Source organism: Nocardia sp. NPDC005746 (assembly GCF_040630785.1).
Lineage (GTDB): Bacteria > Actinomycetota > Actinomycetes > Mycobacteriales > Mycobacteriaceae > Nocardia.
This window is the reverse complement of sequence record NZ_JBEXYE010000006.1, coordinates 77,007-102,468: the sequence shown is the minus strand read 5'-3', so window position 1 is coordinate 102,468 and position 25,462 is coordinate 77,007. Positions and strand designations below refer to the sequence as shown.

Annotated in this window: 28 protein-coding genes and 1 pseudogene; 16 read left to right on the top strand and 13 right to left on the bottom strand. The window is 68.5% G+C overall.

The features are described 5' to 3' along the window. The first annotated feature begins 28 nt into the window (after positions 1–28). Entirely contained in the window at positions 29–316 is a 288-nt protein-coding gene (locus tag ABZ412_RS13590) for a hypothetical protein (protein WP_357280838.1), read from the top strand. 59 nt (positions 317–375) lie between these two features. On the opposite strand, the gene ABZ412_RS13585 is transcribed toward ABZ412_RS13590, so the two are convergent. Together ABZ412_RS13585 and ABZ412_RS13580 are read right to left on the bottom strand one after the other, a co-directional pair. Further along, the gene (locus tag ABZ412_RS13585) at positions 376–1,026 is read right to left on the bottom strand and encodes a DUF305 domain-containing protein (RefSeq protein WP_357280209.1); all 651 of its coding nucleotides are present in this window, start codon (positions 1,024–1,026) and stop codon (positions 376–378) included. A gap of 89 nt (positions 1,027–1,115) precedes the next feature. After that, on the bottom strand, positions 1,116–1,595 hold the full coding sequence (locus ABZ412_RS13580) for a DUF6153 family protein (RefSeq protein ID WP_357280207.1): 480 nt from the start codon (positions 1,593–1,595) through the stop codon (positions 1,116–1,118). A gap of 106 nt (positions 1,596–1,701) precedes the next feature. Here ABZ412_RS13580 and ABZ412_RS13575 point away from each other — a divergent pair, with 106 nt between their 5' ends. The 7 genes from ABZ412_RS13575 (at position 1,702) to ABZ412_RS13545 (ending at position 9,644) form a co-directional block, all read left to right on the top strand. After that, positions 1,702–2,619, top strand: a complete 918-nt coding sequence (locus ABZ412_RS13575) for a ribonuclease Z (RefSeq protein WP_357280205.1) — start codon at positions 1,702–1,704, stop codon at positions 2,617–2,619. Between the two features lie 58 nt (positions 2,620–2,677). Continuing rightward, positions 2,678–4,354 (top strand): DUF885 domain-containing protein, encoded by a 1,677-nt coding sequence (locus tag ABZ412_RS13570; RefSeq protein ID WP_357280203.1) that lies wholly within the window; start codon positions 2,678–2,680, stop codon positions 4,352–4,354. Positions 4,355–4,467: 113 nt separating this feature from the next. Continuing rightward, positions 4,468–4,959, top strand: coding sequence for a hypothetical protein (locus tag ABZ412_RS13565; RefSeq protein WP_357280201.1), 492 nt, complete (start codon positions 4,468–4,470; stop codon positions 4,957–4,959). 72 nt (positions 4,960–5,031) lie between these two features. After that, a complete protein-coding gene (locus ABZ412_RS13560; protein WP_357280199.1) occupies positions 5,032–6,459 on the top strand; it encodes an MDR family MFS transporter in 1,428 nt (475 codons plus the stop codon). A gap of 91 nt (positions 6,460–6,550) precedes the next feature. Further along, positions 6,551–7,699, top strand: a complete 1,149-nt coding sequence (locus ABZ412_RS13555) for a methyltransferase (RefSeq protein ID WP_357280197.1) — start codon at positions 6,551–6,553, stop codon at positions 7,697–7,699. Positions 7,700–7,713: 14 nt separating this feature from the next. Next, a complete protein-coding gene (locus ABZ412_RS13550; protein WP_357280836.1) occupies positions 7,714–8,640 on the top strand; it encodes an LLM class F420-dependent oxidoreductase in 927 nt (308 codons plus the stop codon). 140 nt (positions 8,641–8,780) lie between these two features. Then, positions 8,781–9,644, top strand: a complete 864-nt coding sequence (locus tag ABZ412_RS13545; protein WP_357091810.1) for a Bax inhibitor-1/YccA family protein — start codon at positions 8,781–8,783, stop codon at positions 9,642–9,644. 95 nt (positions 9,645–9,739) lie between these two features. On the opposite strand, the gene ABZ412_RS13540 is transcribed toward ABZ412_RS13545, so the two are convergent. The 3 genes from ABZ412_RS13540 to ABZ412_RS13530 all read right to left on the bottom strand — a co-directional run bounded on the left by ABZ412_RS13540 (position 9,740) and on the right by ABZ412_RS13530 (position 12,100). Beyond that, positions 9,740–10,078 (bottom strand): DUF1330 domain-containing protein, encoded by a 339-nt coding sequence (locus ABZ412_RS13540; RefSeq protein ID WP_357280195.1) that lies wholly within the window; start codon positions 10,076–10,078, stop codon positions 9,740–9,742. 157 nt (positions 10,079–10,235) lie between these two features. Next, positions 10,236–11,453, bottom strand: coding sequence for an acetyl-CoA C-acetyltransferase (locus ABZ412_RS13535; RefSeq protein ID WP_357280193.1), 1,218 nt, complete (start codon positions 11,451–11,453; stop codon positions 10,236–10,238). Positions 11,454–11,635: 182 nt separating this feature from the next. Next, positions 11,636–12,100, bottom strand: a complete 465-nt coding sequence (locus ABZ412_RS13530; protein ID WP_357280191.1) for a hypothetical protein — start codon at positions 12,098–12,100, stop codon at positions 11,636–11,638. An 81-nt stretch (positions 12,101–12,181) separates the two neighbouring features. Between ABZ412_RS13530 and ABZ412_RS13525 the strand changes: the two genes are divergently transcribed. Then, positions 12,182–13,573 (top strand): cystathionine beta-synthase, encoded by a 1,392-nt coding sequence (locus ABZ412_RS13525; protein ID WP_357091799.1) that lies wholly within the window; start codon positions 12,182–12,184, stop codon positions 13,571–13,573. Here ABZ412_RS13525 and ABZ412_RS13520 read toward each other — a convergent pair. Both ABZ412_RS13520 and ABZ412_RS13515 read right to left on the bottom strand, forming a co-directional pair. Then, complete coding sequence (locus ABZ412_RS13520) at positions 13,570–13,851, bottom strand: hypothetical protein (RefSeq protein WP_357280885.1); 282 nt, start codon at positions 13,849–13,851, stop codon at positions 13,570–13,572. The genes ABZ412_RS13525 and ABZ412_RS13520 overlap by 4 nt on opposite strands. A gap of 13 nt (positions 13,852–13,864) precedes the next feature. Continuing rightward, a pseudogene (locus ABZ412_RS13515) lies at positions 13,865–14,188 on the bottom strand (HD domain-containing phosphohydrolase); the annotation flags it as partial. A gap of 972 nt (positions 14,189–15,160) precedes the next feature. Here ABZ412_RS13515 and ABZ412_RS13510 point away from each other — a divergent pair. Next, on the top strand, positions 15,161–15,802 hold the full coding sequence (locus ABZ412_RS13510; protein ID WP_357280189.1) for a transglycosylase SLT domain-containing protein: 642 nt from the start codon (positions 15,161–15,163) through the stop codon (positions 15,800–15,802). A gap of 197 nt (positions 15,803–15,999) precedes the next feature. Beyond that, positions 16,000–17,199 carry a hypothetical protein gene (locus ABZ412_RS13505; protein WP_357280187.1) on the top strand — a complete coding sequence of 400 codons (1,200 nt, stop codon included), beginning with the start codon at positions 16,000–16,002 and terminating at the stop codon, positions 17,197–17,199. 84 nt (positions 17,200–17,283) lie between these two features. On the opposite strand, the gene ABZ412_RS13500 is transcribed toward ABZ412_RS13505, so the two are convergent. Next, entirely contained in the window at positions 17,284–17,631 is a 348-nt protein-coding gene (locus tag ABZ412_RS13500) for a DUF6401 family natural product biosynthesis protein (RefSeq protein WP_357280185.1), read from the bottom strand. Between the two features lie 74 nt (positions 17,632–17,705). Next, the gene (locus tag ABZ412_RS13495; protein WP_357280183.1) at positions 17,706–18,881 is read right to left on the bottom strand and encodes an acyl-CoA dehydrogenase family protein; all 1,176 of its coding nucleotides are present in this window, start codon (positions 18,879–18,881) and stop codon (positions 17,706–17,708) included. Between the two features lie 95 nt (positions 18,882–18,976). On the opposite strand from ABZ412_RS13495, the gene ABZ412_RS13490 reads away from it, so the two are divergent. Next, positions 18,977–20,122 carry a cystathionine gamma-synthase gene (locus tag ABZ412_RS13490; RefSeq protein ID WP_357280181.1) on the top strand — a complete coding sequence of 382 codons (1,146 nt, stop codon included), beginning with the start codon at positions 18,977–18,979 and terminating at the stop codon, positions 20,120–20,122. A 143-nt stretch (positions 20,123–20,265) separates the two neighbouring features. On the opposite strand, the gene greA is transcribed toward ABZ412_RS13490, so the two are convergent. Together greA and ABZ412_RS13480 are read right to left on the bottom strand one after the other, a co-directional pair. Beyond that, positions 20,266–20,757, bottom strand: a complete 492-nt coding sequence (gene greA, locus ABZ412_RS13485; protein ID WP_357280179.1) for a transcription elongation factor GreA — start codon at positions 20,755–20,757, stop codon at positions 20,266–20,268. A 247-nt stretch (positions 20,758–21,004) separates the two neighbouring features. After that, positions 21,005–21,421, bottom strand: coding sequence for a DUF4307 domain-containing protein (locus ABZ412_RS13480; RefSeq protein ID WP_357280177.1), 417 nt, complete (start codon positions 21,419–21,421; stop codon positions 21,005–21,007). Positions 21,422–21,594: 173 nt separating this feature from the next. On the opposite strand from ABZ412_RS13480, the gene mca reads away from it, so the two are divergent. The 3 genes from mca (at position 21,595) to ABZ412_RS13465 (ending at position 23,794) form a co-directional block, all read left to right on the top strand. Beyond that, the gene (gene mca, locus ABZ412_RS13475) at positions 21,595–22,476 is read left to right on the top strand and encodes a mycothiol conjugate amidase Mca (RefSeq protein ID WP_357280833.1); all 882 of its coding nucleotides are present in this window, start codon (positions 21,595–21,597) and stop codon (positions 22,474–22,476) included. Further along, positions 22,476–22,763, top strand: coding sequence for a hypothetical protein (locus ABZ412_RS13470; RefSeq protein WP_357280832.1), 288 nt, complete (start codon positions 22,476–22,478; stop codon positions 22,761–22,763). The genes mca and ABZ412_RS13470 overlap by 1 nt, the downstream gene beginning before the upstream one ends. A 131-nt stretch (positions 22,764–22,894) precedes the next feature. After that, positions 22,895–23,794, top strand: a complete 900-nt coding sequence (locus tag ABZ412_RS13465) for an alpha/beta hydrolase (RefSeq protein WP_357280175.1) — start codon at positions 22,895–22,897, stop codon at positions 23,792–23,794. 26 nt (positions 23,795–23,820) lie between these two features. Here the strand turns inward: ABZ412_RS13465 and ABZ412_RS13460 are convergent, their stop codons facing one another. Beyond that, positions 23,821–24,288 carry a VOC family protein gene (locus ABZ412_RS13460; RefSeq protein WP_357280173.1) on the bottom strand — a complete coding sequence of 156 codons (468 nt, stop codon included), beginning with the start codon at positions 24,286–24,288 and terminating at the stop codon, positions 23,821–23,823. Between the two features lie 124 nt (positions 24,289–24,412). Continuing rightward, a complete protein-coding gene (locus tag ABZ412_RS13455) occupies positions 24,413–25,108 on the bottom strand; it encodes a hypothetical protein (RefSeq protein WP_357280171.1) in 696 nt (231 codons plus the stop codon). A gap of 139 nt (positions 25,109–25,247) precedes the next feature. Between ABZ412_RS13455 and ABZ412_RS13450 the strand changes: the two genes are divergently transcribed. Then, a complete protein-coding gene (locus ABZ412_RS13450) occupies positions 25,248–25,457 on the top strand; it encodes a hypothetical protein (protein WP_357091767.1) in 210 nt (69 codons plus the stop codon). Positions 25,458–25,462: the final 5 nt, after the last annotated feature.

Here is a 25,462-nt window from a genome sequence, read left to right as displayed (position 1 = left end):
AGCATCCCGAGAGGAACCGATCGTGAGCATGCTCCTCGCCGTGCATGACGCTTACATCTCGGTTGTCGCGCAGATCGGCAACCCCACCCCGGAGACGCCGCCGGTGGCGGACAAGCTGATGAAGCTGGTCCGCTACTTCACCTGGTTCACCATGCTGTCCGGCGTCACCGCCATCACCTACGGCGGCGGCCGGTTCGCCTGGGAGAAGTGGAGCGGCGGTGGGCTCGAGTCACCGAAGATGGTGGCCGGGGCCATGATCGGCGGCGCGACCGCCACCAGTGCCGGCACGATCATGAACGCCGTGATCGGCAGCTGACGGAAAAACCACCGAACGGGTGCGCCGGAAACCCGGCGCACCCGTTCGTGTTTCGAGAACTAGCCCTGCGCCAGCATCTTGTTCATCTGATCGATCTCCTGCTGCTGGGCGGAGACGATCGCCTGCGCCATGGCCTTGGAGTCCGCGTTGGAGCCCTGCGCCAGTTCGGTGTTCGCCATGGTGATCGCGCCCTTGTGGTGCTCGATCATCATCTGCATCCACAGCTTGTCGAACTCGGGGCCGGACAGGCTCTCCAGCTTCGCCATCTGATCCTTCGTCATCATGCCGTCCATGCCCGCGTGGCCGCCCATATCGGCGGACGGGGCGGGCTTGCCGAAACTCCGCAGCAGCGTGGTGATCTGCTGCATCTCCGGGGTCTGCGCCGCCTCCACCGCCTTGGCCAGGGTCAGTAGCTCCTGGTTCTGCGAGCGGGTCGGCACCAGCTTCGCCATCTCCACGGCCTGCGCGTGATGCGGGTACATCATCTGCAGGAAGGTCACATCGGCGTCGTTGAAGTCACTGCGGGTCGCCGCCTGCGCCGAGGTGCTGGTCTGGCCGTGATCCATGCCGGGCATGGTCCCGTGATCCATGGCCGCGGTCGTGGTGGTGGCCTTCGAGCCGTCGCTGTCATTGCTGCCGCAGCCCGCCGCGACGAGCGCGGTGGCGGCGGTGGCGGCGATCAGGACGAACTTGATACGGGTGCTGAACATGGTTGAACTCCTTGGGGTTTGGTGAATGATCCGGATCCGGGCATGCCGAAGTCCGCGTCCGCGCGAGGTAACGCGGCGCGGCGGGCCCATCAGATCCGCAGAATCGCCAGGTCGGCCAGGGAGAGAACCGTCCACGGAGGTGGACGGGCGGGGAATCCGCGCGGGTGGCGCGGGGTCGAGACGAGCGTGTCGCGGCGGCCGGGACCGGCCCAGGCCAGCAGTGCCAGCCCCAGGCCGAGCAGCAAGGCCGTCAGGACGAACAGGCAGCCGTGCATACCGGCGTGACCATCACCGCAGTCGCCGCCGCAGCCCGGTGCGGACATGGACTGATCCATGGCCGCCGGCACGGCGATCGGTGCGGCTTCCAGCAGCGCGTCGGGCAGGGAAATCGGCTGGTCGTGCGAATCGGCCATCGCTGCCGGTGCGCTCATGGCGGGATCGGAGTCGTGGCGCATGCCGTCGTGGCTCATGCCGAACACGAGGGCGTGCATGGCCACCAATCCGGCCAGCAGTGCGAGCAGCCCGACGGCCCGGATGAACCGGGTGCCGGGGGACCGTTGCGCGACCACCCGGACATTCTACGCACGCGGGTCATACCCCCTCGCGGTATCTCCGCCGGGACGCGCCGGTCTCGCCGCCGCGAGGATCGGCGGGCCGGCCGGTAGCCTGGCGGCCGTGTCACAGCGCGAACTGGTCATTCTCGGAACGGCCAGCCAAGTACCGACCAAACAGCGCAACCACAACGGCTACCTGCTGCGCTGGGACCGCGAGGGGCTGCTGTTCGACCCGGGGGAGGGCACCCAGCGGCAGATGAGCTTCGCGGGCGTGGCCGCCAGCGGCATCACCCGCATCTGCGTCACCCACTTCCACGGCGACCACTGCTTCGGTCTACCCGGCGTACTCGGCCGCATCAGCCTCGACGGGGCGCTGCACCCGGTGGACGTTTACTTCCCCGCCTCGGGCGAGGTCTTCTACGAGCGGCTCGTCGACTCCTCCGCCCACAACCGCCAGGTCGAACTGCATCCGCACCCGATCGCCGACAACGGCGCACTCCCCCCACCGGGAGCCGATTTCACCCTGCGAGCCGCCCGGCTCTCGCACCCGGTGGAGGCGTTCGGCTACCGCCTCGACGAGCCCGACAGCCTCCGCTTCATCCCCGAACGACTGCGCGAACTAGGCCTGTCAGGTCCGGTGGTCGGCGAACTACAGCGGCGCGGTGCGGTCGAGATCGGCGGCCGCACCGTCACTCTCGACGAGGTGAGCGAGGCCCGCCCGGGCCAGAGCTTCGCCTTCATCATGGACACCCGCCTCTGCGACGGCGTGCACGACCTGGCCCAGGGCGTCGACATGCTCGTCATCGAGGCCACCTTCATCGACGCCGACGAGAAGCTCGCCGTCGAATACGGCCACCTCACCGCGGGCCAAGCCGCCCGGGTCGCGGCCCGTGCCGGCGTCCGCACCCTCGTCCTCACCCACTACTCCCAGCGCTACCGCACCCTCGACCAGCATCTCGCCGACGCCCGAGCCCATTTCGACGGCGAGATCGTGGTGGCCGAGGACCTCATGCGCATCCCGGTGCCGCCCCGCCGCTGAGGGTGCGAAGTTTCGCGGCGCCCCCGCCGCGGGGGCGGGCGCGGGCATGATGGTCGGCATGGACGCGCACAAGGAGCTCATCGCACTCGCCGACCGGTACTGGGACGCCATGCTGGAGTCCGCGCCCAGTGAGGCGACCCTGTTGGGGGACAGGCGATTCGATGATCGGATCGAGGATCTGTCGACAGGGGCGGAGGAGCGGTTGCTCGGCACCTGGCGGGGGCTGCTGGCCGAGGTGGACGCGTTGGACGCGGCGGGGATGAGTGCGGAGGACCACACCACGCGGAGTCTGCTGCGGACCGAATTGGCGTCGGCGGTCTCGTATCTGGAGTGGCGGCCGGTGGAGATGGCCTCGGATCAGATGACCGGGGTGCACTCGGCCCTGTTGACCATGGCGCCGCAGGTGAACGCGCCCGCGCCGGAGAACGCGCGCAATCTGGTGTTGCGGTATCGGCAGTTCGGCACGCTGATGGGGCAGGCCGTGGAGCGGTTCCGGGCCGGGCTCGCCGCGGGGCGGACGCCCGCGCAGATCACCATCGAGCGTTCGATCAATCAGCTCGACGGGTACCTGTCCGCCGATCTGGCCGATGATCCGTTCGTCACCCTCGCGGGTCCGGCGGACTGGGATGGTGAAAGTGCTTGGCGCGCCGAGCTGACCGAGGTCGCGCGCGATGTCATCCGTCCCGCGTTCGCCGCCTACCGGGAGGCGCTCGACACCGAACTTCGGCCGGTCGCCCGCCCCGACGAGCGGCCCGGCCTGTGCTGGCTCGGCGACGACGGCGCGGACATCTACCGCCGCCTGCTGCAACGGCACACCACGCTGCCCGACCTCGGTGCGGACGAGATCCACCAGCTGGGCCTGGACGAATTGGCCGGGCTGCGGGCCGAATACGAGGAGATCGGCGGGCGCGAACTCGGTCTCACCGACCAGACCGCCATCTTCGCCCGCCTGCGCGAGGACACGGCGTTGCGCTACACCGACGCCGCGGACATCATGTCCGACGCCCGCGCCTGCCTGGCCGCCGCCGAGGCCGAGATGCCCCGCTGGTTCGGCCGCCTGCCGCGCCAATCCTGCGACATCCTGCCCGTTCCCGACTTCCTCGCCGCCGACGCGCCCGCGGCCTACTACTTCCCCCCGGCCGCCGACGGCTCCCGCCCCGGCGCGTACTACGTCAACCTGCGCGAGCCCGGCACCCGCAATCGCTACGAGACCGCGGCCGTCGCCTACCACGAGGCCATTCCGGGCCACCACCTCCAGCTCACCATCGCCAACGAGCTCGACCACCTCCCGGCTTTCCAGCGAATGTCGTTCTCCAACACCGCCTTCGTCGAAGGCTGGGCGCTCTACACCGAACGCCTCGCCGACGAAATGGGCCTCTACCCCGACGATCTCGCCCGCATCGGCATGCTGGCCGCCGACTCCTGGCGCTCCTGCCGCCTGGTGGTGGACACCGGCCTGCACGCCAAGGGCTGGACCCGCCAGCAGGCCATCGACTTCATGGTCGCCAACGCCCCCGTCGGCGTCGAGGAGATCCGCGTCGAGATCGACCGCTACATCGCCATGCCCGGCCAGGCGGTCGCCTACAAGGTCGGTCAGCTCGAGATCCGCCGCCAGCGCGCGCAGGTCGCCGAGCGCCTGGGAACCGCCTTCGACATCAAGGCCTTCCACGACAAGGTCCTCGGCGCGGGCTCTGTCAGCCTGCCGGTCCTGCGAGATCTGGCGGCCGAGCTCTAGCCGAGCCGGGTGACCGGCTGGAGACCCCAGAAACTGGGGCGTGTAAAGACCTGTACGTCAGATCAGGATTCGCGGTGGGAACGGAGCGTCGTCGAAGAGAAAGGGTTCCCACTGTGGGTTCTCCCAGTGCGCACCGAGGCCGCCGAATCGGCTGGGGTACGGCGGGATTCACCGCCGCGATGGCCATGATCACGGCGGGTGCGCCCACCGCATCGGCCGAGATCCTGGCGTTTCGCATCATCAGCGCCGAAAACTATTACACCGGAACCGCGTACACCGTCACCGCAAGCCTGAACTACAGCGACGCGGACAAATGGGTGAGCTTCTACGACAACGGCCGGTGCGTTACGGGCACGGAATCGGCGCACGTCGGCGACAGCGAGATGCGGCCATGGGCCAGCATCACGTGGGTCCCGGCGACGGCCGGACATCACGTCCTGTCCGTCGAGTACGCCGGGCAGAAGATGACGGTCGCTGTCGACGTCCAATCCGCACCCGCGGGCAGCACCCCGGCCACGCCGCCCGCGACATCCCCGTGCGGACTGGCAGGTCAGCTCACCTCGGGCAGCGCTGGATGGTCGTGGGGCAGCGCCAGACTGTTCTGACCCCGCGGGAATAGCGGCCCGGGCGCTGCGTTCGACTCGTTGGTGAGTCGGGTCGTGGAGAAGGGGTTGCCGGTGACGGCTACGGATGTGAAGTCGTCGATCGGATTGCGGTCGGAGCGGGGGCCGATCCTGGCCGCGTTGATGTTGTCGACGTCGCTGGTGGCGCTGGACTCCACGGTGATCGCGACCGCGGTGCTCACCATCACCGACCAGCTCGGCGGATTCGCGCAGTTCCCTTGGCTGTTCAGCATCTATCTGCTGGCGCAGGCGGTGACCGTGCCGATCTACGGCAAGCTCGCCGACATGGTGGGGCGGAAACCGGTGATGCTGTTCGGAATCGGGGTGTTCGCGCTCGGGTCGCTGCTGTGCGGGCTCGCCACCAGCATGCTCGGGCTCATTGTCTTCCGTGCGGTGCAGGGCATCGGGGCGGGCGCGGTCAGCCCGATCGCGATGACCATCGCCGGTGACGTCTACACCGTGCAGGAACGCGCCAAGGTGCAGGCGTACCTGGCCAGCGTGTGGGCGACCTCCTCGGTGGTGGGTCCGCTGCTGGGCGGGGTGTTCTCCGAATACGTCAGCTGGCGGTGGATCTTCCTCGTCAACCTGCCGCTGGCCGCGCTGGCCGGCTGGATGATCCAGCGCAAGTTCACCGAAAGCGCTCCGCGGCAGAGCCATCGGATCGACTACCTGGGAGCGGGGCTGCTGACCGTCGGTGCGGGCGCGCTGATTCTGGCGCTGCTCGAGGGCGGGCAGGCCTGGGCCTGGGATTCGGCCGCCAGCCTGGCGCTGTTCGGCGGCGGCGCGGTGACGCTGGTGGCGTTCGCGCTGGTGGAGCGGCGGGCCGCGAATCCGATTCTGCCGCTGTGGATTTTCACCCGCCGCGTGGTGGTGGCCAGCAGCCTGGTCTCGCTGCTGGTCGGCGCGATCCTGCTGGGGCTCACCTCGTATGTGCCGACCTTCGCGCAGGGCGTGCTGGGAAGTGGCGCGATGATCGCCGGACTCACCGTGGGCGCGCTCACGCTCGGCTGGCCGCTGGCGGCGTCCCAGGCCGGGAAGGTCTACCTGCGCATAGGATTCCGATCGACCGCCATGATCGGCACCGTCCTCGCCACCGTGGGCGCGGCGTCACTGCTGCTGGTGGGCACAGGCTCGAGCCTGGCCCAGGTGGCGATCGGCTGCTTCATCGTCGGGATGGGCATGGGCCTGGTCGCCACCCCGACCCTGATCGCGGCGCAGTCGCAGAGCGAATGGTCCGAGCGCGGCGTGGTGACCGCCACCAATATGTTCGCCCGCTCGCTGGGCAGCGCGGTCGGGGTGGCCGTGTTCGGCGCGGTGGTCAACGCGCGCCTGGGGAACGCCGATCATCCGGCCGCGGCCGATCTCGCGCCCGCGGTGCATCTGGTCTTCGTCGGCGTGGCCCTGATGGCGGCGGTCATGATCGCGGCGGCCGCGTTCATGCCGCGGGGTGAGGGGAGCGCGGCGGAAATCCATTCGGCGTGAACGGGAATTGCGCGCCGCTCATTCCATTTCGGAAAAAGGCCACCACGGTGCCGAATGGAATGGTCCGGCAATGATCTAGCACACTGTAGGTGTGGTTGAGGTCGAGGACGTATTGCGCCGGTTGCGCCGGTATCCGGATGTCGAAGCGGTGAACCTGTACGCGGTCGATGCCGCTGACCGGCTCATGCTGGATGTCGCCGCCGATTCGCTGGCCGCCGTGGGCGACCAGCGGGTGGCGGTGATCGACGACGGCTACGGCGCGTTGACGCTCGGCGCGATCGCCGCGCACGACCTGCGTGGTGTGCGCGTGCATCAGGATTTGCTGACCGGAGAATTGGCGCTCGCCAACAATGCCCGAATTGTCGGACTATCCGATCGCTATTCCACCGAGGAATTGGGCCCGGACCTCCTCACGGATGTACGCGTGGTGCTGTGGCGGTTGCCGCGGGCCCTGTCCGGCCTGGCCGAGACCGCCGACGCCATCGCGCGTTTCGCGCTGCCCGAGGTGGAGGTCTTCGCCGGCGGCCGCGACAAGTACCTGACCCCGGCCATGAACGAGGTGCTCGCCGAATCCTTCGGCGCGGTGCGCGCCAGCCGCGGCCGCCAGAAGTCCCGCATCCTGCTCGCGGCCGAGCCCAAACCCGTTGGCGAACCCCGTTTTCCGGTGCGCAACCGCCTCGACGAACAGGACCTGGAGGTGGTCGCGCACGGCGCGGCCTTCTCCGGCCCGCGCCTGGACATCGGCACCCGCTTCCTGCTCGACCACCTGCGCCGGATGAAGCCCGACGCCCGCGACGCCATCGACCTGGGTTGTGGCACCGGCATTCTCGCGGTCGCCCTGGCCAAGGCCCGCCCCGGCATCCGGGTGACAGCGACCGACCAGTCCGCCGCCGCCATCGCCTCCACCCGCGCCACCGTCGCCGCCAACGATGTCGCCGACCGGGTCACCGTGCTGCGCGACGACGCCATGTCCAGCGCCCCCGACAACAGCGCCGACCTGGTGCTGTGCAATCCGCCGTTCCACATCGGCGCGGCCGTGCACACCGGTTCGGCCATCAAGATGTTCCAGCAGACCGGCCGCGTCCTGCGCCCCGGCGGCGAACTCTGGACCGTCTACAACACGCACCTGAACTACCGCAGCGTCATGGAGCGCATGGTCGGCAGAACCGATGTGATGGGCCGCAATCGCAAGTTCACTGTGACCCGGTCGGTGTGCGGTCTGCGCGACGCCGAACAATAGGGTTCATGGGACGAATCGATCTTCGAATCTTCACCGAACCCCAGCAGGGCGCGTCCTACGACACCCTGCGCACGGTCGCCAAGGCCGCCGAGGACCTCGGCTACGACGCCTTCTTCCGCTCCGACCACTATCTGAAGATGGGCGACGCGGACGGCCTGCCCGGCCCCACCGACGCCTGGATCACCCTGGCCGGGCTGGCCCGCGAGACCAGCCGCATCCGGCTGGGCACCCTGGTCACCTCGGCGACCTTCCGGCACCCGGGCGTGCTGGCCATCGAGGTGGCCCAGGTCGACGCCATGTCCGGCGGCCGCGTCGAATTCGGTTTCGGCGCGGGCTGGTTCGAGGCCGAACACGCCGCCTACGGCATCCCGTTCCCGGCCGAGAAGTTCCCGCGCTTCGAGGAGCAGCTGGCCATCGTCACCGGCCTGTGGTCGACGCCGGTGGGGGAGACCTTCTCCTTCGCGGGCGAGCACTACACGCTCACCGATTCCCCGGCGCTGCCCAAGCCCGCGCAGGACCGTGTCCCGGTCATCATCGGCGGTATGGGCGCCAAGCGGACCCCGCGCCTGGCCGCGCGGTACGCGACCGAGTTCAATGTGCCGTTCCAGTCCGCCGAGGCCAGCGCCGAGCAGTTCGATCGGGTCCGCATAGCGGCCAAGGACATCGGCCGCGATCCCGCGGACATCACCTTCTCCAACGCCCTGGTCGCCTGTGTCGGCGCGACCGATGCGGAGGTGGCGCGGCGCGCGGCCGCCATCGGGCGCGAGGTGGACGAGCTGCGGGCCAACGGCCTGGCAGGCAGCCCGGACGAAGTGGTCGACAAGCTCGGCCGCTACGCGGAGATCGCTGGGACGCGCCGGGTCTACCTGCAGGTGCTGGACCTGTCGGATCTGGACCACCTGGAGCTGATCGCCACTCGTGTGATGGGTCAACTGACCTGATCCTTCGGTAAAGCTGAGGTAAAGTCCGTTCAGTCCGATCTGTGGGGTTCGGGAACTCCGGGCCCCCATCACGCGTTGGACGAGTAGCTTCACTGGCCACGACCGACGTGAGCCGCGACTCCAGAAAGGGACGCACGGAAATGCGCTCCACATCCAACCCGGTCTTCCGGAACTTGCAGCCGCAGCAGGGCGGCTATGCCGGCTTCGGCTCGGCGCCTGGAGCCGGACAGTTCCCCAGCAACCCCTACGGCCAGCAGCCGCCGCAGTACCCGGGCGGGTACCAGCAGCCCTACCAGCCGGCCGTGCCCACCACCCGTCCGATGACCATCGACGATGTCGTCCAGAAGACCGGCATCACCCTCGGCGTGGTCACCCTGACGGCGATCCTGTCCTACGCGCTCACTTCGGCCAACCACGGCCTCGCCATGCTGTTCCTGCTGGTCGGCGGTCTCGGCGGCTTCGCGCTCGCCATGATCATGACCTTCGGCCGCAAGCAGGACAACCCGGCGCTGGTGCTCAGCTACGCGGCGCTGGAAGGCCTGCTGCTGGGCTCGTTCTCGTTCCTGTTCACCAATGTCGAGATCGGCGGCGTCGGCGGCTCGGGCCTGATCGCGCAGGCGGTACTCGGCACCTTCGGCGTGTTCTTCGGCATGCTCGTGGTCTACAAGACCGGCGCGATCCGCGTCACCCCGCGCTTCACCCGCATGATCGTCGGCGCCATGATCGGCATCCTGGTGCTCATGCTCGGCAACCTGGTCGCCGGTTTCTTCACCTCGGGCGGCTTCGGCCTGCGTGACGGCGGCCCGCTGGCCATCGTCTTCAGCCTCGTGGTCATCGGTGTCGCGGCCTTCAGCTTCCTGCTGGACTTCGACGCCGCCGACCAGCTCATCCGGGCCCAGGCTCCGGAGAAGGCGGCCTGGGGCGTGGCGTTCGGCCTGACCGTCACCCTGGTCTGGCTGTACCTCGAGATCCTGCGCCTGCTGAGCTACTTCCAAGACCGGTAATCCGGAAGGGCTGACGGACAGCTGAATACGCGAGTGGGCGGGCATCGGGAATCCGGTGCCCGCCCACTGCTGTGTAGCCAAGCCTGAGAACAGCTTCACTCGTTGGTCACCACCTCCTTCAGCACGTCGGTGGCGACGTGATCCGCGCCGCAGTAGTCGGCGAGGATCGCGATGCTGGAGCAGTTCCGCACGCGCAGCGGCAGGATCGCCTGATAGGCGTCCGACTCGTACCAGGCGAGAACGGACTGGTGGTCAGGGAATTCGATGACGATGGCGATCGCGGTGGCCGGGCCCTCGATGACCCGCTGGGTGCCGCCGTGGACGATGAACTTGCCGCCGAACGGTTCCAGCGTGGAGTCGATGCGCTCCAGGTATTCCACGATCTCGGCGTTGAGGTCCACGTCCCACAGATTGGCGATGGCGTAACCGGGCATTTCGAGCTCCTCGATCGGATTGCTGTGCTGCCCTTGATGTTTCCGCCTACGCGGAACGAAGTCGATTACCTGCCAGGTAATACCGCGGGCCCGGCCCCGGGAAACGAAACGGGCCGCCCGACCGGGAGGTCGAGCGGCCCGCGTCAGTGCCGAGTTATCAGCTCAGGCGCTCGATGATCATCGCCATACCCTGGCCGCCACCGACGCACATGGTCTCCAGACCGAACTGCTTGTCGTGGGTCTGCAGGTTGTTGATGAGGGTCGCGGTGATGCGGGCGCCGGTCATACCGAACGGGTGGCCGAGGGCGATGGCGCCACCGGACACGTTCAGCTTGTCCTCGTCCATGTTCAGCTCGCGGGCCGAACCCAGGACCTGAACGGCGAAGGCCTCGTTGATCTCGTACAGGTCGAGGTCGTTGATGGTCATGTTCGCGTTCTTCAGGGTGTTGCGCACGGCCTCGATCGGGCCCAGACCCATGACCTCGGGCGACAGGCCGGAGACGCCGGTGGCCACGACGCGGGCCAGCGGGGTCAGGCCCAGCGCCTTGGCCTTGGTGTCGGACATGACGACCAGCGCCGCCGCACCGTCGTTCAGCGGACAGGCGTTACCGGCGGTGATGGTGCCGTTCTCGCGGAAGACCGGCTTCAGCTGCGAGATCTTCTCGTACGAGGTGCCGGCGCGGGGGCCGTCGTCGGTGGTGACGACGGTGCCGTCGGGCAGGGTGACCGGGGTGATCTCACGCTCGAAGAAGCCGGCCTTGATGGCCTCCTCGGCGCGGTTCTGCGAACGCACGCCCCAGTGGTCCTGGTCCTCGCGGGAGATGCCGGTGAAGGTGGCGACGTTCTCGGCGGTCTCACCCATGGCGATGTAGACGTCCGGGAGCAGGCCCTCGGCGCGCGGGTCGGTCCAGGTGGCGTTGGAGGCCTTGGTCGCCTGAGTGCGGGCCTCGGCGTCGGCGAAGCGCGGGTTGTGGCTGTCCGGCCAGCCGTCCGCGGTGCCCTTCGGGAAGTTGGAGACGGTCTCGACACCGGCCGAGATGAACACGTCGCCCTCGCCCGCCTTGATGGCGTGGAACGCCATGCGGGTGGTCATCAGCGAGGAGGAGCAGTAGCGGTTGACGGTGACGCCCGGCAGGGAGTCGTAGCCGAGCTGCACGGCGACCGAGCGCGCGATGTTGAAACCGGCGTAACCGGCGGGCTGGCCGCAGCCCAGCAGCAGGTCGTTGACATCGTTGACGTCGAGGCCCGGCACCTTGTCCAGGGCGGCCTGCACCATCTGCGCGGCCAGATCGTCCGGTCGCATGCTCACCAGAGAACCCTTGCCGGCGCGGCCGATCGGCGAGCGGGCGTACGAAACGATGACGGCCTCAGCCATGAGGACTCCTTTTTTGCTGGGGTGATCCTCTTCGAATTTACGACGGGTGTGTTTCGTGTCCTACATCCGGTATGCCGGTATCCCATCCACTGGTCTGTGGGAAATCGCACTCGCTTGGTTCTCGTGCCGCGCTGCCTGCGGCAGCGCGGCACGAGTCGAGAAGAGGTAGGGCACGTTCGCGTTCAGGAGGGGACATCAAAAGCGCTGTGGGACGGGATGTTCGCCATGTCGGTGTAGACGGTCACGACGATGTGGCCGGGTCCGGTGTCCTGGAACAACGCGTAGTGCTCGCTGCCGTAGAAGCCCGCGAGGACGGGAACTCGATATTCGCCGGCGGCGCCGGTGTTCATGTTGCGCCAGGCGACGGTGGCGGTGGTCTCACACATCGGAGCGAAGGAGAACTCGCCCGGATCGAACCCGGCGACCGGCAGCGCCTGCACGCTCAAGATCGCCCGGCCGGGCCACTGCGGGCTGGTGTCGGCCCAGGATCGAATCGGGCCGCCGCACAGCATCGCATCGTGGTACATGCTCGGGACCTGCGGAAACTCGATGGTTGCGGCGGTGGCGGGAGCGGCGGAGATGATCATGGTCGTGCTGCCGAGAACGGTCAGCAGGGAGGCGGCGGCCAAGCTCGTCGGCATCCTCATGGGGCGATGGTAATTTCCGGCAAGCGTGATATCGCCGACGTGCGCGAAGGCCCGCATCTCCTTTCTGCAACGATGATGGGTATGCGCATCGCTAACCATGTCGTCGATCTGATCGGAAACACCCCGCTCGTCCGGTTGAACTCCGTGGTGGGGCCGAACTCGGGACTGGTGGCGGCGAAGGTCGAGTACCTCAACCCGGGCGGCAGCTCGAAGGACCGCATCGCCGTCAAGATGATCGACGCCGCCGAGAAGGCCGGGCTGCTGAAGCCCGGCGGCACGATCGTCGAACCGACCTCCGGCAATACCGGTGTGGGCCTGGCCCTGGTCGCGCAGCAGCGCGGCTACAAGACCGTGTTCGTCTGCCCGGACAAGGTCAGCGAGGACAAGCGCAACGTGCTGCGCGCCTACGGCGCCGAGGTCGTGGTCTGCCCGACCGCGGTCGCGCCGGAGGACCCGGACAGCTACTACAACGTCTCCGACCGCCTGGTGCGGGAGATTCCGGGCGCCTGGAAGCCGGACCAGTACTCCAACCCGGGCGGCCCGGAATCGCACTACGAGACCACCGGTCCCGAGATCTGGCGCGACACCGAGGGCAAGATCACCCACTTCGTCGCGGGCGTCGGCACCGGCGGCACCATCACCGGCACCGGCCGCTACCTCAAGGAGATCTCCGGCGGCAAGGTCAAGATCGTCGGCGCGGACCCGGAGGGCTCGGTCTACTCCGGCGGCACGGGTCGCCCGTATCTGGTCGAGGGTGTCGGTGAGGACTTCTGGCCGACCGCCTACGACCCGGCCATCCCGGACGAGATCATCGCCGTCTCCGACGCCGACTCCTTCGAGATGACCCGTCGCCTCGCTCGCGAAGAGGGCCTGCTGGTCGGCGGCTCCTGCGGCATGGCGGTCGTCGCGGCGCTCAAGGTCGCCGAGCGCGACCCGGACGCCGTCGTGGTCGTGCTGCTGCCGGACGGCGGCCGCGGCTACCTGTCGAAGATCTTCAACGACCAGTGGATGAGCTCCTACGGCTTCCTGCGCTCGCGCCTGGACGGCACCACCGGCGGCGAGGTGCACGTGGGCGATGTGCTGCGCGGCAAGTCCGGCGAGCTGCCGGACCTGGTGCACACCCACCCGCAGGAGACGCTGCGCGACGCCATCGAGATCCTGCGCGAGTACGGCGTCTCGCAGATGCCGGTCGTGGGCGCGGAGCCGCCGGTGATGGCGGGTGAGGTGGCGGGCTCGGTCACCGAGCGCGATCTGCTCTCGGCCGTGTTCGAGGGCCGCGCCAAGCTCACCGACCCGGTCTCCATGCACATGAGCCCGGCCTTCCCGCTGATCGGTGCGGGCGAGCTGGTCTCGGCCGCGACCAAGCTGCTCGAGAGCACCGACGCCCTGATGGTGGTCGATGACGGCAAGCCGGTCGGCGTCATCACCCGCCACGACCTGCTGGGCTTCCTGAGCACCGACGCTCTCGTCTAGCCGACCGCGAAGTTCTCACCGCCCGCCGGAACCGTGAAAGTTCCGGCGGGCGGTTCGCTGTCCGGGCCCTCCCCGCCCATATCGGTCGATCGGCCTATCACCGGCGGCCGGCTCAGCCGGGCAGCAGCCCGTGGTTCCGTGGCGAAGACCGCGGCCCCGGTCCGCGTGCGGCGGCCTCGCTGGGTTCGGGTCGGCCGATGCGGGCGCGGTTCGGTCATGGCGGCGAACACGTCGGCGGCCGCCGGCAGCGCCGCGGTGGACAGGTCGTGGACGCGCACGCCGCGGTGGTAGGCCGCTGCCGTCGATCCGTTCGTGATGCCCGGCGGCGACCTCGGCCAGGTCGGTCGGGCAGAGGCGGCGGCGCAGCACCCGTTCGGTCCAATAGCTGTGCAGCCGAACTCTTTCCGGGCTGCCCGGGCCGAGCGGGCAGGGATGATCCCAGATCGAACTCGAGACGGCAGCGCGGCCGAGGTCGTGCAGCAGGGCGGCGGCGCCAAGGCCCGCCCGATCGACAGCGGTCAGGCCATCGAGTTCTCCTGCGGCGAAGGTGATTTCGGACATCTGAGCCGAATGTTTCAGCATATAGCGGTCTTTCGGATCCACCACGATCGACATAGACCGGCACAGATGATCCCGGTTCGGCGACCGGATCGCGCCGGGCAGCCCGGGCTAGTCGCTCACCACCGCGTCAGCGGGGCCGGTTGGTCCGGCACGCCCCACGCGGTGTCCGGTTCGGCGGCGAACGCCGCCACCGGGACGGGATTCAGGTGCCCGCCCCGACGGCCCCGAGCAGCGCGGCGTGGAAGGCCACCCGCCCGTCGGCCTCGTCCAGGCGTAGCCGGGCGGCGACCGTGTCGGCCAACCAGGAGGGCCGCCAGACCCTTCTCGAACGGCATTCCGGTGGCCGGATCGGTGGGGCTGGACAGGGCTCGTCACCTCGGTGACCTGGATGAATGATGTGTTCCGACCTCATCCGCGCGGTGCATCGTTGCGGGGTCTTTATCGGCCGTGAGAGTTGTGACGTGTGTGATTTGAGGTAACTATTGTGATTTGCTGGACCGTTACCAAAGGCATCCGAAAAGCCGGTGAAACGCCGCGAAATATGCCAAATGTCGGTAGATCGCGATCGGAGGGCGAAATTGTTCTGTGATCCGAAACACTTAATGGTTTTAATTGAATCACCAGGTCAGCGCTTGTATTGATGCAGGTCCAAGGCGTGCACCTGAACCTGATTCATCTCCTGTTCATCTTTGATTCAAGCTACGTTCACTATGCGCAATCAAGCTGTGACCTTGTCGGAAACAGACCGCAAGTCTGGATGGCGCAAGGAGATGTGAACACACATGCGGAACGTGATCACCACATCGGTGCGCTGAGGCTCACGGCCGGGAGGCCGTCACCCTCGCTGCCGCCCTCTAGGTAGGGCGCCAATTTCATTGACCCGTAACGGGTTTCACAACAGCATCCACAACAGCCCGCAGTGTGCAGGTGAGCGTCGGTAGACGCCCGCATGACCAAGCGCTGCCATTTCAGGCCCGCGAGCCCGAAACCGAACAGGAATCCAAATTCGCCATGCCCAAGAATGTTATGTCTGCTCTCAGTGACCCTGCCAAACGTAGCAAGGTAGTTGCCACCGCCCGGACGGCCGGTGCCGCCGCTCTCGCCCTCGGCGTGTTCGGCTCCATCTTCACCGCCGCCGGTGCCGCGAACGGCGACGTCGAGCCCGCTGCGCTGAAGCAGACCCTGGCCGCCGCCACCGCGCCCGCCGCCGCCGTCAAGTTCGCGTCGGCCGGCGAGCACCCGGCCGCGGCCGCGGCTCCGGCCCCGGCCCCCATGCCGGCCCCGGTGCCCGAGGTGGCCCCGGCGCCCGCTCCCGAGCCGGCTCCGGCCCCCGCGCCGCCGGTCTACGCTGACAACCTGGACGGCTGGATCCGCCAGGCGCTGGACATCATGGCCCAGCGCGGCATTCCGGGCAGCTACGACGGCATCTTCCGCAACATCATCCGGGAGTCCAGCGGCAACCCGCAGGCGATCAATCTGTACGACTCGAACGCCGCCATGGGCATCCCGTCCAAGGGCCTGCTGCAGGTGATCGACCCGACCTTCGCCGCCTACCACGTCGACGGCACCCCGTTCGACGTCTGGGATCCGGTCGCCAACATCGTGGCCGCCTGCAACTACGCGGCGCACCGCTACGGCTCGATGGACAACGTCAACAGCGCGTACTGATCCACCGCCCCGGCGCTCGACGACACCACGATGGCCCGCCCGATGAGGGGCGGGCCATTCGTCCTATTTGGGCGGCTGTCCGATCCGATTGGGCAACACTTTCGCAAACAGCCGGATCCGAGGATCGACTCGGCGTATAACGGCCCCGTGGAGCAGTTCCGGCACCCGGCCGGAACAGATAGCGAAGGGACGGGGTCATGCACACCTCGAGTTCGGCTATCGATATCCAGATCGGGCGAGGGCTCTCCGACGCGTGGAGTTCCATCGCCACCTGGGTGCCCAAATTCGTCGGGTTTCTGGTCATCCTGCTCATCGGCTGGTTCGTGGCGAAACTCGTGGCCCGGCTGGTGACCCGAATCCTGCATCGAGTCGGCTTCGATCGCCTGGTCGAACGCGGCGGCATCAAGCAGATGCTCGCCCGCGGCCGCTACGACGCCACCGGCATCATCGCCAAGCTGGCGTACTACGCGGTCCTGTTGATCACCCTGCAACTCGGCTTCGGCGTCTTCGGCCCGAATCCGGTGAGCACCATGCTGAACGCGGTCGTGGCCTGGCTGCCGCGACTTGCCGTGGGCATCATCATCGTCTGCGTCGCAGGCGCCATCGCCCGCGTCGTCCAGGACATGGTGTCGAACATGCTGAGCGGCCTCGACTACGGCCGCATGCTGGGACGCATTGCGGCCGTGTTCATCTGGGGCATCGGCATCATCGCCGCGCTCAATCAGATCGGTGTCGGCACCTCGGTCACCATGCCGATCCTCATCACCGTCCTGGCCACCGTGGGCGGCATCCTCGTCGTCGGCGTCGGCGGCGGTCTGATCCGGCCCATGCAGCAGCGCTGGTCGGGCTGGCTGGACGCCATCGAGGGCGAGATGCCCGAGGTGAAGGGCCACGCCCAGGCGTATCAGCGCGGCCGCGAGGACGCCGCGCGCCAGCGTCAGGCCCAGGAGGCCATGGCCGCGCAACGGGCCGCCATGGCGCAGCAGCCGACCATGGCGGGCCAGGGCATGGGCCAGATGCCTCCGGGCAAATGGGCCGAACCCGGCAGTGGTGCAACGGGTTACGGACAGCAGGGGTATCAGCAGGGCGGGTACGGGCAGGGCGGCGGTCAGATGCCTCCACAACAGCCTGGTCAGATGCCCCAGCAACAGTCCGGGCAGATGCCTCCGCCGCAGACCGGGCAGATGCCTCAGCAACAGTCCGGTCAGATGCTGGCGCCCGGAACCGGCTGGATGCCGTCACCGCAGAGCGGTCAGATGCCGTCACCGCAGAGCGGTCAGATGCCATCGCAATCCGGCCGGACGCCCCAGAGCGATCAGCCGACGCCCCCGGCGCAGCGCCCCGATCGGAGCGAGCGGCTGCCGCGGAACGACGACCAGGATCGCGGCGACATGTAGCCGACGGTCTTCGGGATCAGGGAGCTCTCAGCGTGGAATCTCGTCGATTCCCCGCGTGACGGCTCCCTGATCTCGTCTCGGGGTTCAGGAGGCCCGGGCGAGCGAGCAGACGGCGGCCAGGCGGAGATGCAGCCAGTCGGCGTCCTGCCAGTCCAGGGGAGAGCGCGGGAGGGCGGCCTGTTCGGCCTCACGGAGGTCCTCGAGGATGCCGCGGGCATATCCGGCGAGCAGCACGCTGACCGGGACCAGGCTGGAGTTGTCCACACCCAGGTCGAGGATGTCGCGGATGGCGGCGGCGTGCTGGTCGATGACCGCGCTGACGCCGGGGAAGACCGCGGAGGCTTCCAGGGCGGGGGCTCCGTGGGTGCGCTGCAGTCGATTCAGGGTCTTACGCGCCGAGACGACGAGCAAAGCGGAGCCGGGCACAAACACCCGGCGATGCTAGCAACCCACCCGCGGCGCGCGGATCGAGTGTGATATATCACGCATTCATCCGGAAGTCCCGCTCAGCGGAAGGCTTTCGAGCCGGTCAGCGCCTCGCCCAGCACCAGCTGGTGCACCTCCGCGGTGCCCTCGTAGGTGAGCACCGATTCCAGGTTGTTGGCGTGCCGCAGCACCGGGTACTCGAGGGTGATGCCGTTCGCGCCCAGGATGGTCCGGCATTCGCGCGCGATCCCGATGGCTTCACGGGTGCTGTTCAGCTTGCCCGCGCTGATCTGCTCATTTGTGATCGCGTGCCGGTCCTTGAGCCGTCCGAGGTGCACGGCCAGCAGTTCGCCCTTGCCGAGCTCGAGCGCCATGTCGGCGAGCTTGGCCTGGGTGAGCTGGTAGGCGGCGAGGGGCTTGTCGAAAACCTCCCGGGTTCGTGAGTATTCGATCGCGGCGGACAGGCAGTCGCGGGCCGCGCCGAGCGCGCCGAAGATGATCCCGAACCGCGCCTCCGACAGGCAGCCCAGCGGCGCCGCCAGCCCCCGCGCCTCGGGCAGCTGGGCGTCGGCGGGCAGCCGGACGCCGTCGAGAGCGAGTTCCGCGGTGATCGAAGCCCGCAGGGACAGTTTGTGTTTCATCTCGCGGGCGCTGAATCCCGGTGTGTCCGTGGGCACCACGAACCCGCGGATCACATCCCGCTCGTCCTCGCGCGACTGCGCCCACACGATGGCGATATCGGCCACCGATCCGTTGGTGATCCACATCTTCGAGCCGTCGAGGATCCAGTCGTCCCCGTCGCGTCGCGCCCGCGTCCGCATGCCGCCCGGATTGGATCCGAAGTCGGGTTCGGTGAGCCCGAAGCAACCGATCACCCGCCCGGCCGCCATCTCCGGCAGCCACCGCAGCTTCTGCTCCTCGGACCCGTACTTGTGGATGGCGGTCATGGCCAGCGACCCCTGCACCGACACCATGCTGCGCACCCCGGAGTCGACGGCCTCCAACTCCAGGCAGGCCAGCCCGTACGCCGTCGCCGAGGTGCCCGCGCACCCGTACCCCTCCAGATGCATCCCCAGCAGCCCCAGCTTGCCCAGTTCCGGAGCCAGTTCCCGCGCCGGGAAGGTCCCCGCCTCGAACCATTCGGTCACCCGTGGCCGCAACCGTTCCGCCGCGAACGCGCGCACCGTCTCGCGGATGGCGCGTTCCTCGTCACTGAGCAGGGAGTCGATGGCGAACAGCTCGTCTACGGTGACCATGCGCCCACGATAGGACCGCCCGCGCGACGCCCACAACGCCGCGCCGATACCGACCCGGGGGCGGGGCGGACCGGCCGCGTCCTTAGGCTGTTCGCATGAGCGATCAGCTGGGTTTCTCCACACGGGCGGTGCACGCCGGGTTCGATCCGGACCCTCAGACCGGTGCGGTGAACGTGCCGATCTACGCGAGTTCGACCTTCGCCCAGGACGGGGTCGGCGGCATGCGCGGCGGCTACGAGTACGCGCGCACCGGCAACCCGACCCGGACCGCGCTGGAGGCCAATCTGGCCGCGCTCGAATCCGGCTCCTACGGGCGGGCTTTCGCCTCCGGTATGGCGGCCACCGACTGCGCGATCCGGGCCAACCTGCGCCCCGGCGACCACATGGTGATCCCGAACGACGCCTACGGCGGCACCTTCCGGCTCATCGACAAGGTCTTCACCCAGTGGGGCATCGAGTACTCGGTCGCGCCGGTCTCGGATGTGGACGCGGTGGCCGCGGCGATGCGCCCCAATACCAAGCTGGTGTGGGTGGAGACGCCCACCAACCCGCTGCTGAACGTCGGTGACATCGCGGCGCTGGCCGAGGTCGCCCACGCGGGCGGCGCGAAGCTGGTCGTGGACAACACCTTCGCCTCCCCGTACCTGCAGCAGCCGCTGCTGCTGGGCGCGGACATCGTGCTGCACTCGACCACCAAGTACCTGGGCGGTCACTCCGATGTGGTCGGCGGCGCGCTCATCACCAACGACCAGGAGCTGGACACCAAGTTCGCGTTCCTGCAGAACGGCGCGGGCGCGGTCCCCGGCCCGATGGACGCCTTCCTCACCCTGCGCGGCATCAAGACCCTGGCCCTGCGCATGGACCGGCACTGCGACAACGCCGAGACCATCGCCGAGTTCCTGGCCAACCACCCCAAGATCGCCCAGGTCATCTACCCCGGCCTGCCCGAGCACCCGGGCCACACGGTGGCGCAGAAGCAGATGCGCCGCTTCGGCGGCATGATCTCGGTGCGTGTGCACGGCGGCAAGGAAGCGGCGCTGGACTTCTGCTCCAAGACCAAGGTCTTCACCCTGGCCGAGTCCCTCGGCGGCGTGGAATCGCTGATCGAGCACCCGGGCGCGATGACCCACGCCTCGACCGAGGGCTCCGCCCTCGAGGTCCCCGCCGACCTGGTCCGCCTCTCGGTCGGCATCGAGGACATCAGCGACCTCCTCTCCGACATCGAGCAGGCGCTGGCCTAACTCTCAGGGGCTCTCGGGGGCTTCGCCCCCGAACCTCCAGGGACGCCGGGGGCCCAAGCCCCCGAACCCCACCAGCACAAAGAAGCGCCGCACCGGATTCCGGTGCGGCGCTTCTCTTGCATTTCGGCCGATAACAGCATTTGTCAGCTGTGGTACGGCTCCGCGGAGACCAGGGTCACCTTCATGGTCTTGCCGTTGGGCAGGGTGTATTCGCGGGTGTCGCCGACCTTGGCGTCGATGAGGGCGCCGCCCAACGGGGAGTTGGGGGAGTAGGTCTCGAGGTCGGCGCTGCCGAGGCCCTCTTCGCGGGTGGCGATGAGGAACGTTTCGGTGTCGGACTCGTCGCCGTCGTAGTAGACCTTGACGACCGAGCCGGGCAGGGCGACGCCGGACTTGGTGGGCGCGACGCCGACCTTGGCGTTGTTCAGCAGTTCCTGCAGCTGGCGGATACGCGCCTCCTGCTGGCCCTGCTCTTCACGCGCCGCGTGGTAACCGCCGTTCTCCTTGAGGTCGCCCTCTTCACGGCGCTCGTTGATTTCGGCCGCGATGACGGGACGGTTGGCGATGAGCGCGCCGAGTTCGCTCGTGAGCCTCTCGTGCGACTCCGGGGTCAGCCAAGTCACGGTCTCAGTCATCTCGATCACTCCCTAGTAGTTGTCCCCGGCAAGCCGGGATTCCCTGATGCCCGCTACTGAAACCCATCCGGAGATGGGCACACAGCAGCCCTGGACAGCCAGAGCGATCCCTGGGGAGAGTCCCGACAGCGCCGGCCGTCAATGCAGCAAACACGGCTCCGAACGCCGGAACCGTGTATCGCGTCATTTTAGCACGATTTGAAAATGCGCAGGTAGAAGCGTCAATGCGGGTCGCATACCCGACTTTTCACCCGGCGCGCAGATAGGCCGGCACATGCTCGGTGCAGCCGTACACATTGGCCGCGCCGGCCCGGCGGGCGGTCTTGATCGTGGTGTCCATGCGGACGGTGCCGGCGTCGGAGCCGGGAACCAGGATCTCGCGGCGGCCGACCTCGTCGGTGTCGCCGTCCATGGCGCGCACGATGCAGGCGACCGCGGTGCCGGGATCCTTGCGGGTCACCTTGAACTCGATGGTGACGGTGGAGTCGTCGACGACGGTGTAGCCGAGGCGTTCCGGTTCGATGTCCTGCGGTCCGTAGGTGCGGAAGCCCAGGTAGGCGACCACGAGTCCGCCGACGAGGACGATCGGTCCGAGGGCCCAGGGCAGCCAGCGGCGGTTCTTCCGCGGCTTTATCCCGTACCTGTCGGCCGGTCTTTCGCTCATGTCGGGGACGCTCCCGGGGGGTAGGTCGGAACAAACAACGATCGGATGGAACTATAGGGAATGGATATCCGATGCCTGTGTCCGGACTCGGCACGTGCCGGTTGATGCAGCGCGACGCTACGAGGTGAAAACGTGATCGGTGAGGTGAACGAGAAGTGAGTGGTCTTCGCCTCATGGCGGTGCACGCCCATCCCGACGACGAATCCAGCAAGGGCGCGGCCACCACCGCGCGCTACGCTGCCGAAGGCAACGAGGTGCTGGTCGTCACCCTCACCGGCGGGGAGCGCGGCGACATTCTGAACCCCGCCATGGACACCCCCGGCATCAAGGACCGCATCACCGAGGTCCGCCGCGAGGAGATGGCCGCCGCCGCCGAGGCGCTGGGCGTCCGCCAGACCTGGCTGGGTTTCGTGGATTCCGGTCTGCCGGAAGGTGATCCGCTGCCGCCGCTGCCCGAGGGTTGCTTCGCGCTGGTGCCGCTGGCGGAGGCCGCCGAGGCGCTGGTGCGGGTGGTGCGCGAGTTCCGGCCGCACGTCATCACCACCTATGACGAGATGGGCGGCTACCCGCACCCGGACCACATCATGTGCCACCAGGTGTCGGTCGCGGCCTTCGAGGCCGCCGGCGATCCGGAGCGGTTCCCCGACGCGGGTGAGCCCTGGACGCCGCTGAAGCTGTACTACGACCACGGCTTCAGCCTGGCCCGGCTCGAGGTCTTCGCCGCCGAGTACGAGCGCATCGGCGAACCGTTCCCCATGCAGGAGTGGATGGACCGGATGCGCAAGTACGCCGCCGAGCGCGGCGACATCATGGCCCGGGTGACCACCCAGGTCGAGTGCGCCAAGTACTTCCCGGCGCGGGACGACGCGCTGCGCGCCCACGCCACCCAGATCGACCCCAACGGCGCCTTCTTCGCGGTGCCGACGGAGATGCAGCAGCGGCTGTGGCCGACCGAGGAGTTCGAGCTGGCCAAGACCCGCGTCAAGACCGCGATCCCAGAGACCGACCTGTTCGCGGGCATCGACGACGCCGACACCGAGGACGACGCCCGATGATGCTCACCCTGCTCGCCCAGACCAACAATTCGCCCACCGGCCCGGAGTTCGGCAAGGCGTCCCCGCTGGGCCTGGTGATCGTGCTGGTGTTGCTGGCGGGCACCATCCTGCTCATCCGGAACATGAACAAGCACATCAAGAACCTGCCCACCGAGTTCTCCCCGGAGCACCCGGAGGCGGATCAGGAAGCCGACGAGGGCACCGAGCACGGGATCGCGGCGCAGGAGGACGACGACGCGTCGCCGCGCAACGAGTCCAAGCCGGAAGCCACCAACGGCACGGCCTGATCCGACGATGTGCAGCGCCCCCGGTCGACGGACCGGGGGCGCTGTCGTTTCCCGGCGCCCGGAACAATTCCGGTCACGCTGCCGTTTTCGCTCCGGAGAGCGAAACAGCCGGAGTGGAAAGGGAAATCGCGATGCCGAGCCCGGAGATGCGCGAGTTCATCGAACAGTTCGAGCAGAGCCGGGCGGCCCGGCCCGATGCCCCGCTGTCCCTGGCGGAACTCCGGGCCGGTTTCCTGCCCGCGGGCCGGAAGTACGAGGTTCCCGATGATGTTCGGGTGAGCGCGGTGTCGGCGGCGGGCGTCCCCGCGTACTGGCTGGACGCGCCGGACACCTCGCCGGACCGGGTGTTGGTGTATGTGCACGGTGGCGGTTTCACGCTGGGCTCGCTCGACAGTCACGGCGAGCTGGCGGCGCGGCTGGGCCGGGCGGCCGGGGCGCGGGTGCTGTTCCCGGAGTACCGGCTGACGCCCGAGTATCCGTATCCGGCGCCGGTCGAGGACATCCGCGCGCTGTGGCGCTGGGTGCGCGAGGACCAGGGCATCGCCGCGAGTTCCATTGTGCTGGCGGGTGATTCGTCGGGCGGCAATCTGGTGGCGGCGCTGCTGCTGGAGTTGCGCGATGCCGGGGCGGAGCTGCCCGCGGCGGCGGTGCTGCTCTCGCCCGCGTTGGACATGAGCGGATCCGGGGTCTCCATGACCGAGCGTGACGGGCAGGACGCGATCTTCACGCCGGGCATGCTGCGCGGGATCTTCGCGACCTATCTGGACGGCGCGGATCCGCGGATTCCTTCGGCCTCACCGCTTTTCGGGGATCTGACCGGGTTGCCTCCGGTGCTGATCCAGGCCGGGACGGCCGAACTGCTGCTCAGCGATGCCGAGGGCTTCGCGGCCGCCGCGCGTGAGGCGGGCGTGGAGGTGGCGTTGACACTGGGGGAGGGTCTGCCGCACGTCTACGTGATCATGCGGGATACCCCGGAAGCGGCCGCGGCCACCGAGGAGATCGCGGCCTTCGTGCGCAAGCGCCTGGGCTGAGCCGGTCCCGGTCCGGAGTCGCGCGATTACTCCAGGGTCGGCTGGTCGTAGCGGGTGAATCCGCCCTTGCCGTCGGTGTCCACGCCGAGGAATCGCCCGGCGTGGAAGGGATTGTTGGCGAGCAGCTGGACCACCGTGTTGTCGGGATCGAAGAGGTCGAGGACCGCGCCGTACTCGCCGCGGTCGAAGACCTCGCCGCGGGTGTAGTCGAGTTCGTCGGCGCGGGCGGCGAACGCGTGCAGGTCGTCGACGGAGTCGACTTCCAGCGCGAAGACGTCGAAGCCGCCGAGATCCGGTTGCCCGGCGCAGTATTCGCGTTCGCGCAGCGCGATGCCGAATCCGCTCGGATGCATGAGCTGCGCGCCGCGCAGTTCGCCCTCTTCGCGGAATTCCCCGGCCAGGCGCAGGTCGAGTAGGTCGGTGTACCAGGCGACGCTGCGCGCCAGGTCGCTGACCGGCAGCTTGACGTGGCGGATGCGGACGAGTCCGGCCATGGGTGGCTCCTGATTCGGTGCGCGCGGTGTCGTCGGGCGGGAACCCCGCAAGGATGCCACTTCCCGGCCGCCGTGGCGTGTAATGGCGCCGGACCGGCGGAATGATGGCGGTTGCGCCGCCGAATCAGACCGCCGGGTCGGCGGTGAGGTGGAGGTAGGCGGTGTCGAGGGGGATGTCGACGGCGAACCAGGCTGCCGGACGGTCGTCGTCGCGCGGGCACCAGGCCGTGGCCACGCACAGGCGGGCGGCCTCGTCGGTGGCCAGGCCGGGCAGGTGCCATTCGATCCGGGCCGGATCCCGGTAGCGGACACCGTATTCGGTGTCGTGGTCGTCGGCGTGGATCTGGTGCGCCCAGCTGCCGGGCATGAGGCGCGCGTCCTCGGCCTGCAGGGCCAGCAGTTCCGAGTCCGGGCCGCCGATGCACACCATGAAGTGGTCGTTCTCGATGCTCACCGCCGCGAGGCACTCGCCGGTGTCCGGGCCGCTGGTGGTCCCCGCGGGCAGATCGGTCAATTCGGCCGTGAACACCAGTCCCGGCACCGCGCTGTGCGCCTTCACCTGCCAGATCCCGGCCCACAGCGCGACCGGCGCGCCCCCGTCCCAGGCGGGCATCTCGATACTCCCGACCAGCAGGTCGACGGTGGCGTCCCGATGCCGCCATCGGTGCAGATGCGACCCGTTCGGCAAGCGCCACAGCGTGTTCGGACCGGCGGGCAGCAGCTCCGACCCGACGGTGACGCCGAACCCCACGATCCCGAGCGGGGTGTCGATCACGGCGGGACGGCGGTCTACCTGAGCGAGGCGGTCGGTGGGGAGCATGAACCCATCATGCAGGGTGCGTATCGGAGCCCGCTGACCGGTTGCACCCGTTAGTTTTTCGTAAAGGAAATTTCCGGGTGCCCGGCGCGGGATTAGCGTTTGTGATGTCGAACAGCTGCGGTTCCGGGGGGTGGGGTTGATGGCGGCGGATGTGATCGGCAAGTTCGCGCGGGTGACGGCCGCGATCACCCCCGACCACCTCGGCGAGGTGTTGATCGAGGTGCGGGCCGGGTCCGAACGGTTCCTGGCGCGCGCCGCCGACAGCGAGTCGACGATTCCCAAGCACGCTCAGGTGCTCGTGGTCGGCAGTCTGGGTGGCCGGACCGTCGAAGTCGTTCCCGTGAAATGAAGGTG

Coding starts and splice junctions, on each gene's coding strand:
- ABZ412_RS13590 (WP_357280838.1), top strand. CDS start 29: ATGCTCCTCGCCGTGCATGACGCTTACATCTCGGTTGTCGCGCAGATC.
- ABZ412_RS13585 (WP_357280209.1), bottom strand. CDS start 1,026: ATGTTCAGCACCCGTATCAAGTTCGTCCTGATCGCCGCCACCGCCGCC.
- ABZ412_RS13570 (WP_357280203.1), top strand. CDS start 2,678: ATGGACGCGCACAAGGAGCTCATCGCACTCGCCGACCGGTACTGGGAC.
- ABZ412_RS13545 (WP_357091810.1), top strand. CDS start 8,781: ATGCGCTCCACATCCAACCCGGTCTTCCGGAACTTGCAGCCGCAGCAG.
- ABZ412_RS13540 (WP_357280195.1), bottom strand. CDS start 10,078: ATGCCCGGTTACGCCATCGCCAATCTGTGGGACGTGGACCTCAACGCC.
- ABZ412_RS13535 (WP_357280193.1), bottom strand. CDS start 11,453: ATGGCTGAGGCCGTCATCGTTTCGTACGCCCGCTCGCCGATCGGCCGC.
- ABZ412_RS13530 (WP_357280191.1), bottom strand. CDS start 12,100: ATGAGGATGCCGACGAGCTTGGCCGCCGCCTCCCTGCTGACCGTTCTC.
- ABZ412_RS13525 (WP_357091799.1), top strand. CDS start 12,182: ATGCGCATCGCTAACCATGTCGTCGATCTGATCGGAAACACCCCGCTC.
- ABZ412_RS13510 (WP_357280189.1), top strand. CDS start 15,161: ATGTCTGCTCTCAGTGACCCTGCCAAACGTAGCAAGGTAGTTGCCACC.
- ABZ412_RS13505 (WP_357280187.1), top strand. CDS start 16,000: ATGCACACCTCGAGTTCGGCTATCGATATCCAGATCGGGCGAGGGCTC.
- ABZ412_RS13495 (WP_357280183.1), bottom strand. CDS start 18,881: ATGGTCACCGTAGACGAGCTGTTCGCCATCGACTCCCTGCTCAGTGAC.
- ABZ412_RS13490 (WP_357280181.1), top strand. CDS start 18,977: ATGAGCGATCAGCTGGGTTTCTCCACACGGGCGGTGCACGCCGGGTTC.
- greA (WP_357280179.1), bottom strand. CDS start 20,757: ATGACTGAGACCGTGACTTGGCTGACCCCGGAGTCGCACGAGAGGCTC.
- ABZ412_RS13480 (WP_357280177.1), bottom strand. CDS start 21,421: ATGAGCGAAAGACCGGCCGACAGGTACGGGATAAAGCCGCGGAAGAAC.
- mca (WP_357280833.1), top strand. CDS start 21,595: ATGGCGGTGCACGCCCATCCCGACGACGAATCCAGCAAGGGCGCGGCC.
- ABZ412_RS13470 (WP_357280832.1), top strand. CDS start 22,476: ATGCTCACCCTGCTCGCCCAGACCAACAATTCGCCCACCGGCCCGGAG.
- ABZ412_RS13465 (WP_357280175.1), top strand. CDS start 22,895: ATGCCGAGCCCGGAGATGCGCGAGTTCATCGAACAGTTCGAGCAGAGC.
- ABZ412_RS13460 (WP_357280173.1), bottom strand. CDS start 24,288: ATGGCCGGACTCGTCCGCATCCGCCACGTCAAGCTGCCGGTCAGCGAC.
- ABZ412_RS13455 (WP_357280171.1), bottom strand. CDS start 25,108: ATGCTCCCCACCGACCGCCTCGCTCAGGTAGACCGCCGTCCCGCCGTG.
- ABZ412_RS13450 (WP_357091767.1), top strand. CDS start 25,248: ATGGCGGCGGATGTGATCGGCAAGTTCGCGCGGGTGACGGCCGCGATC.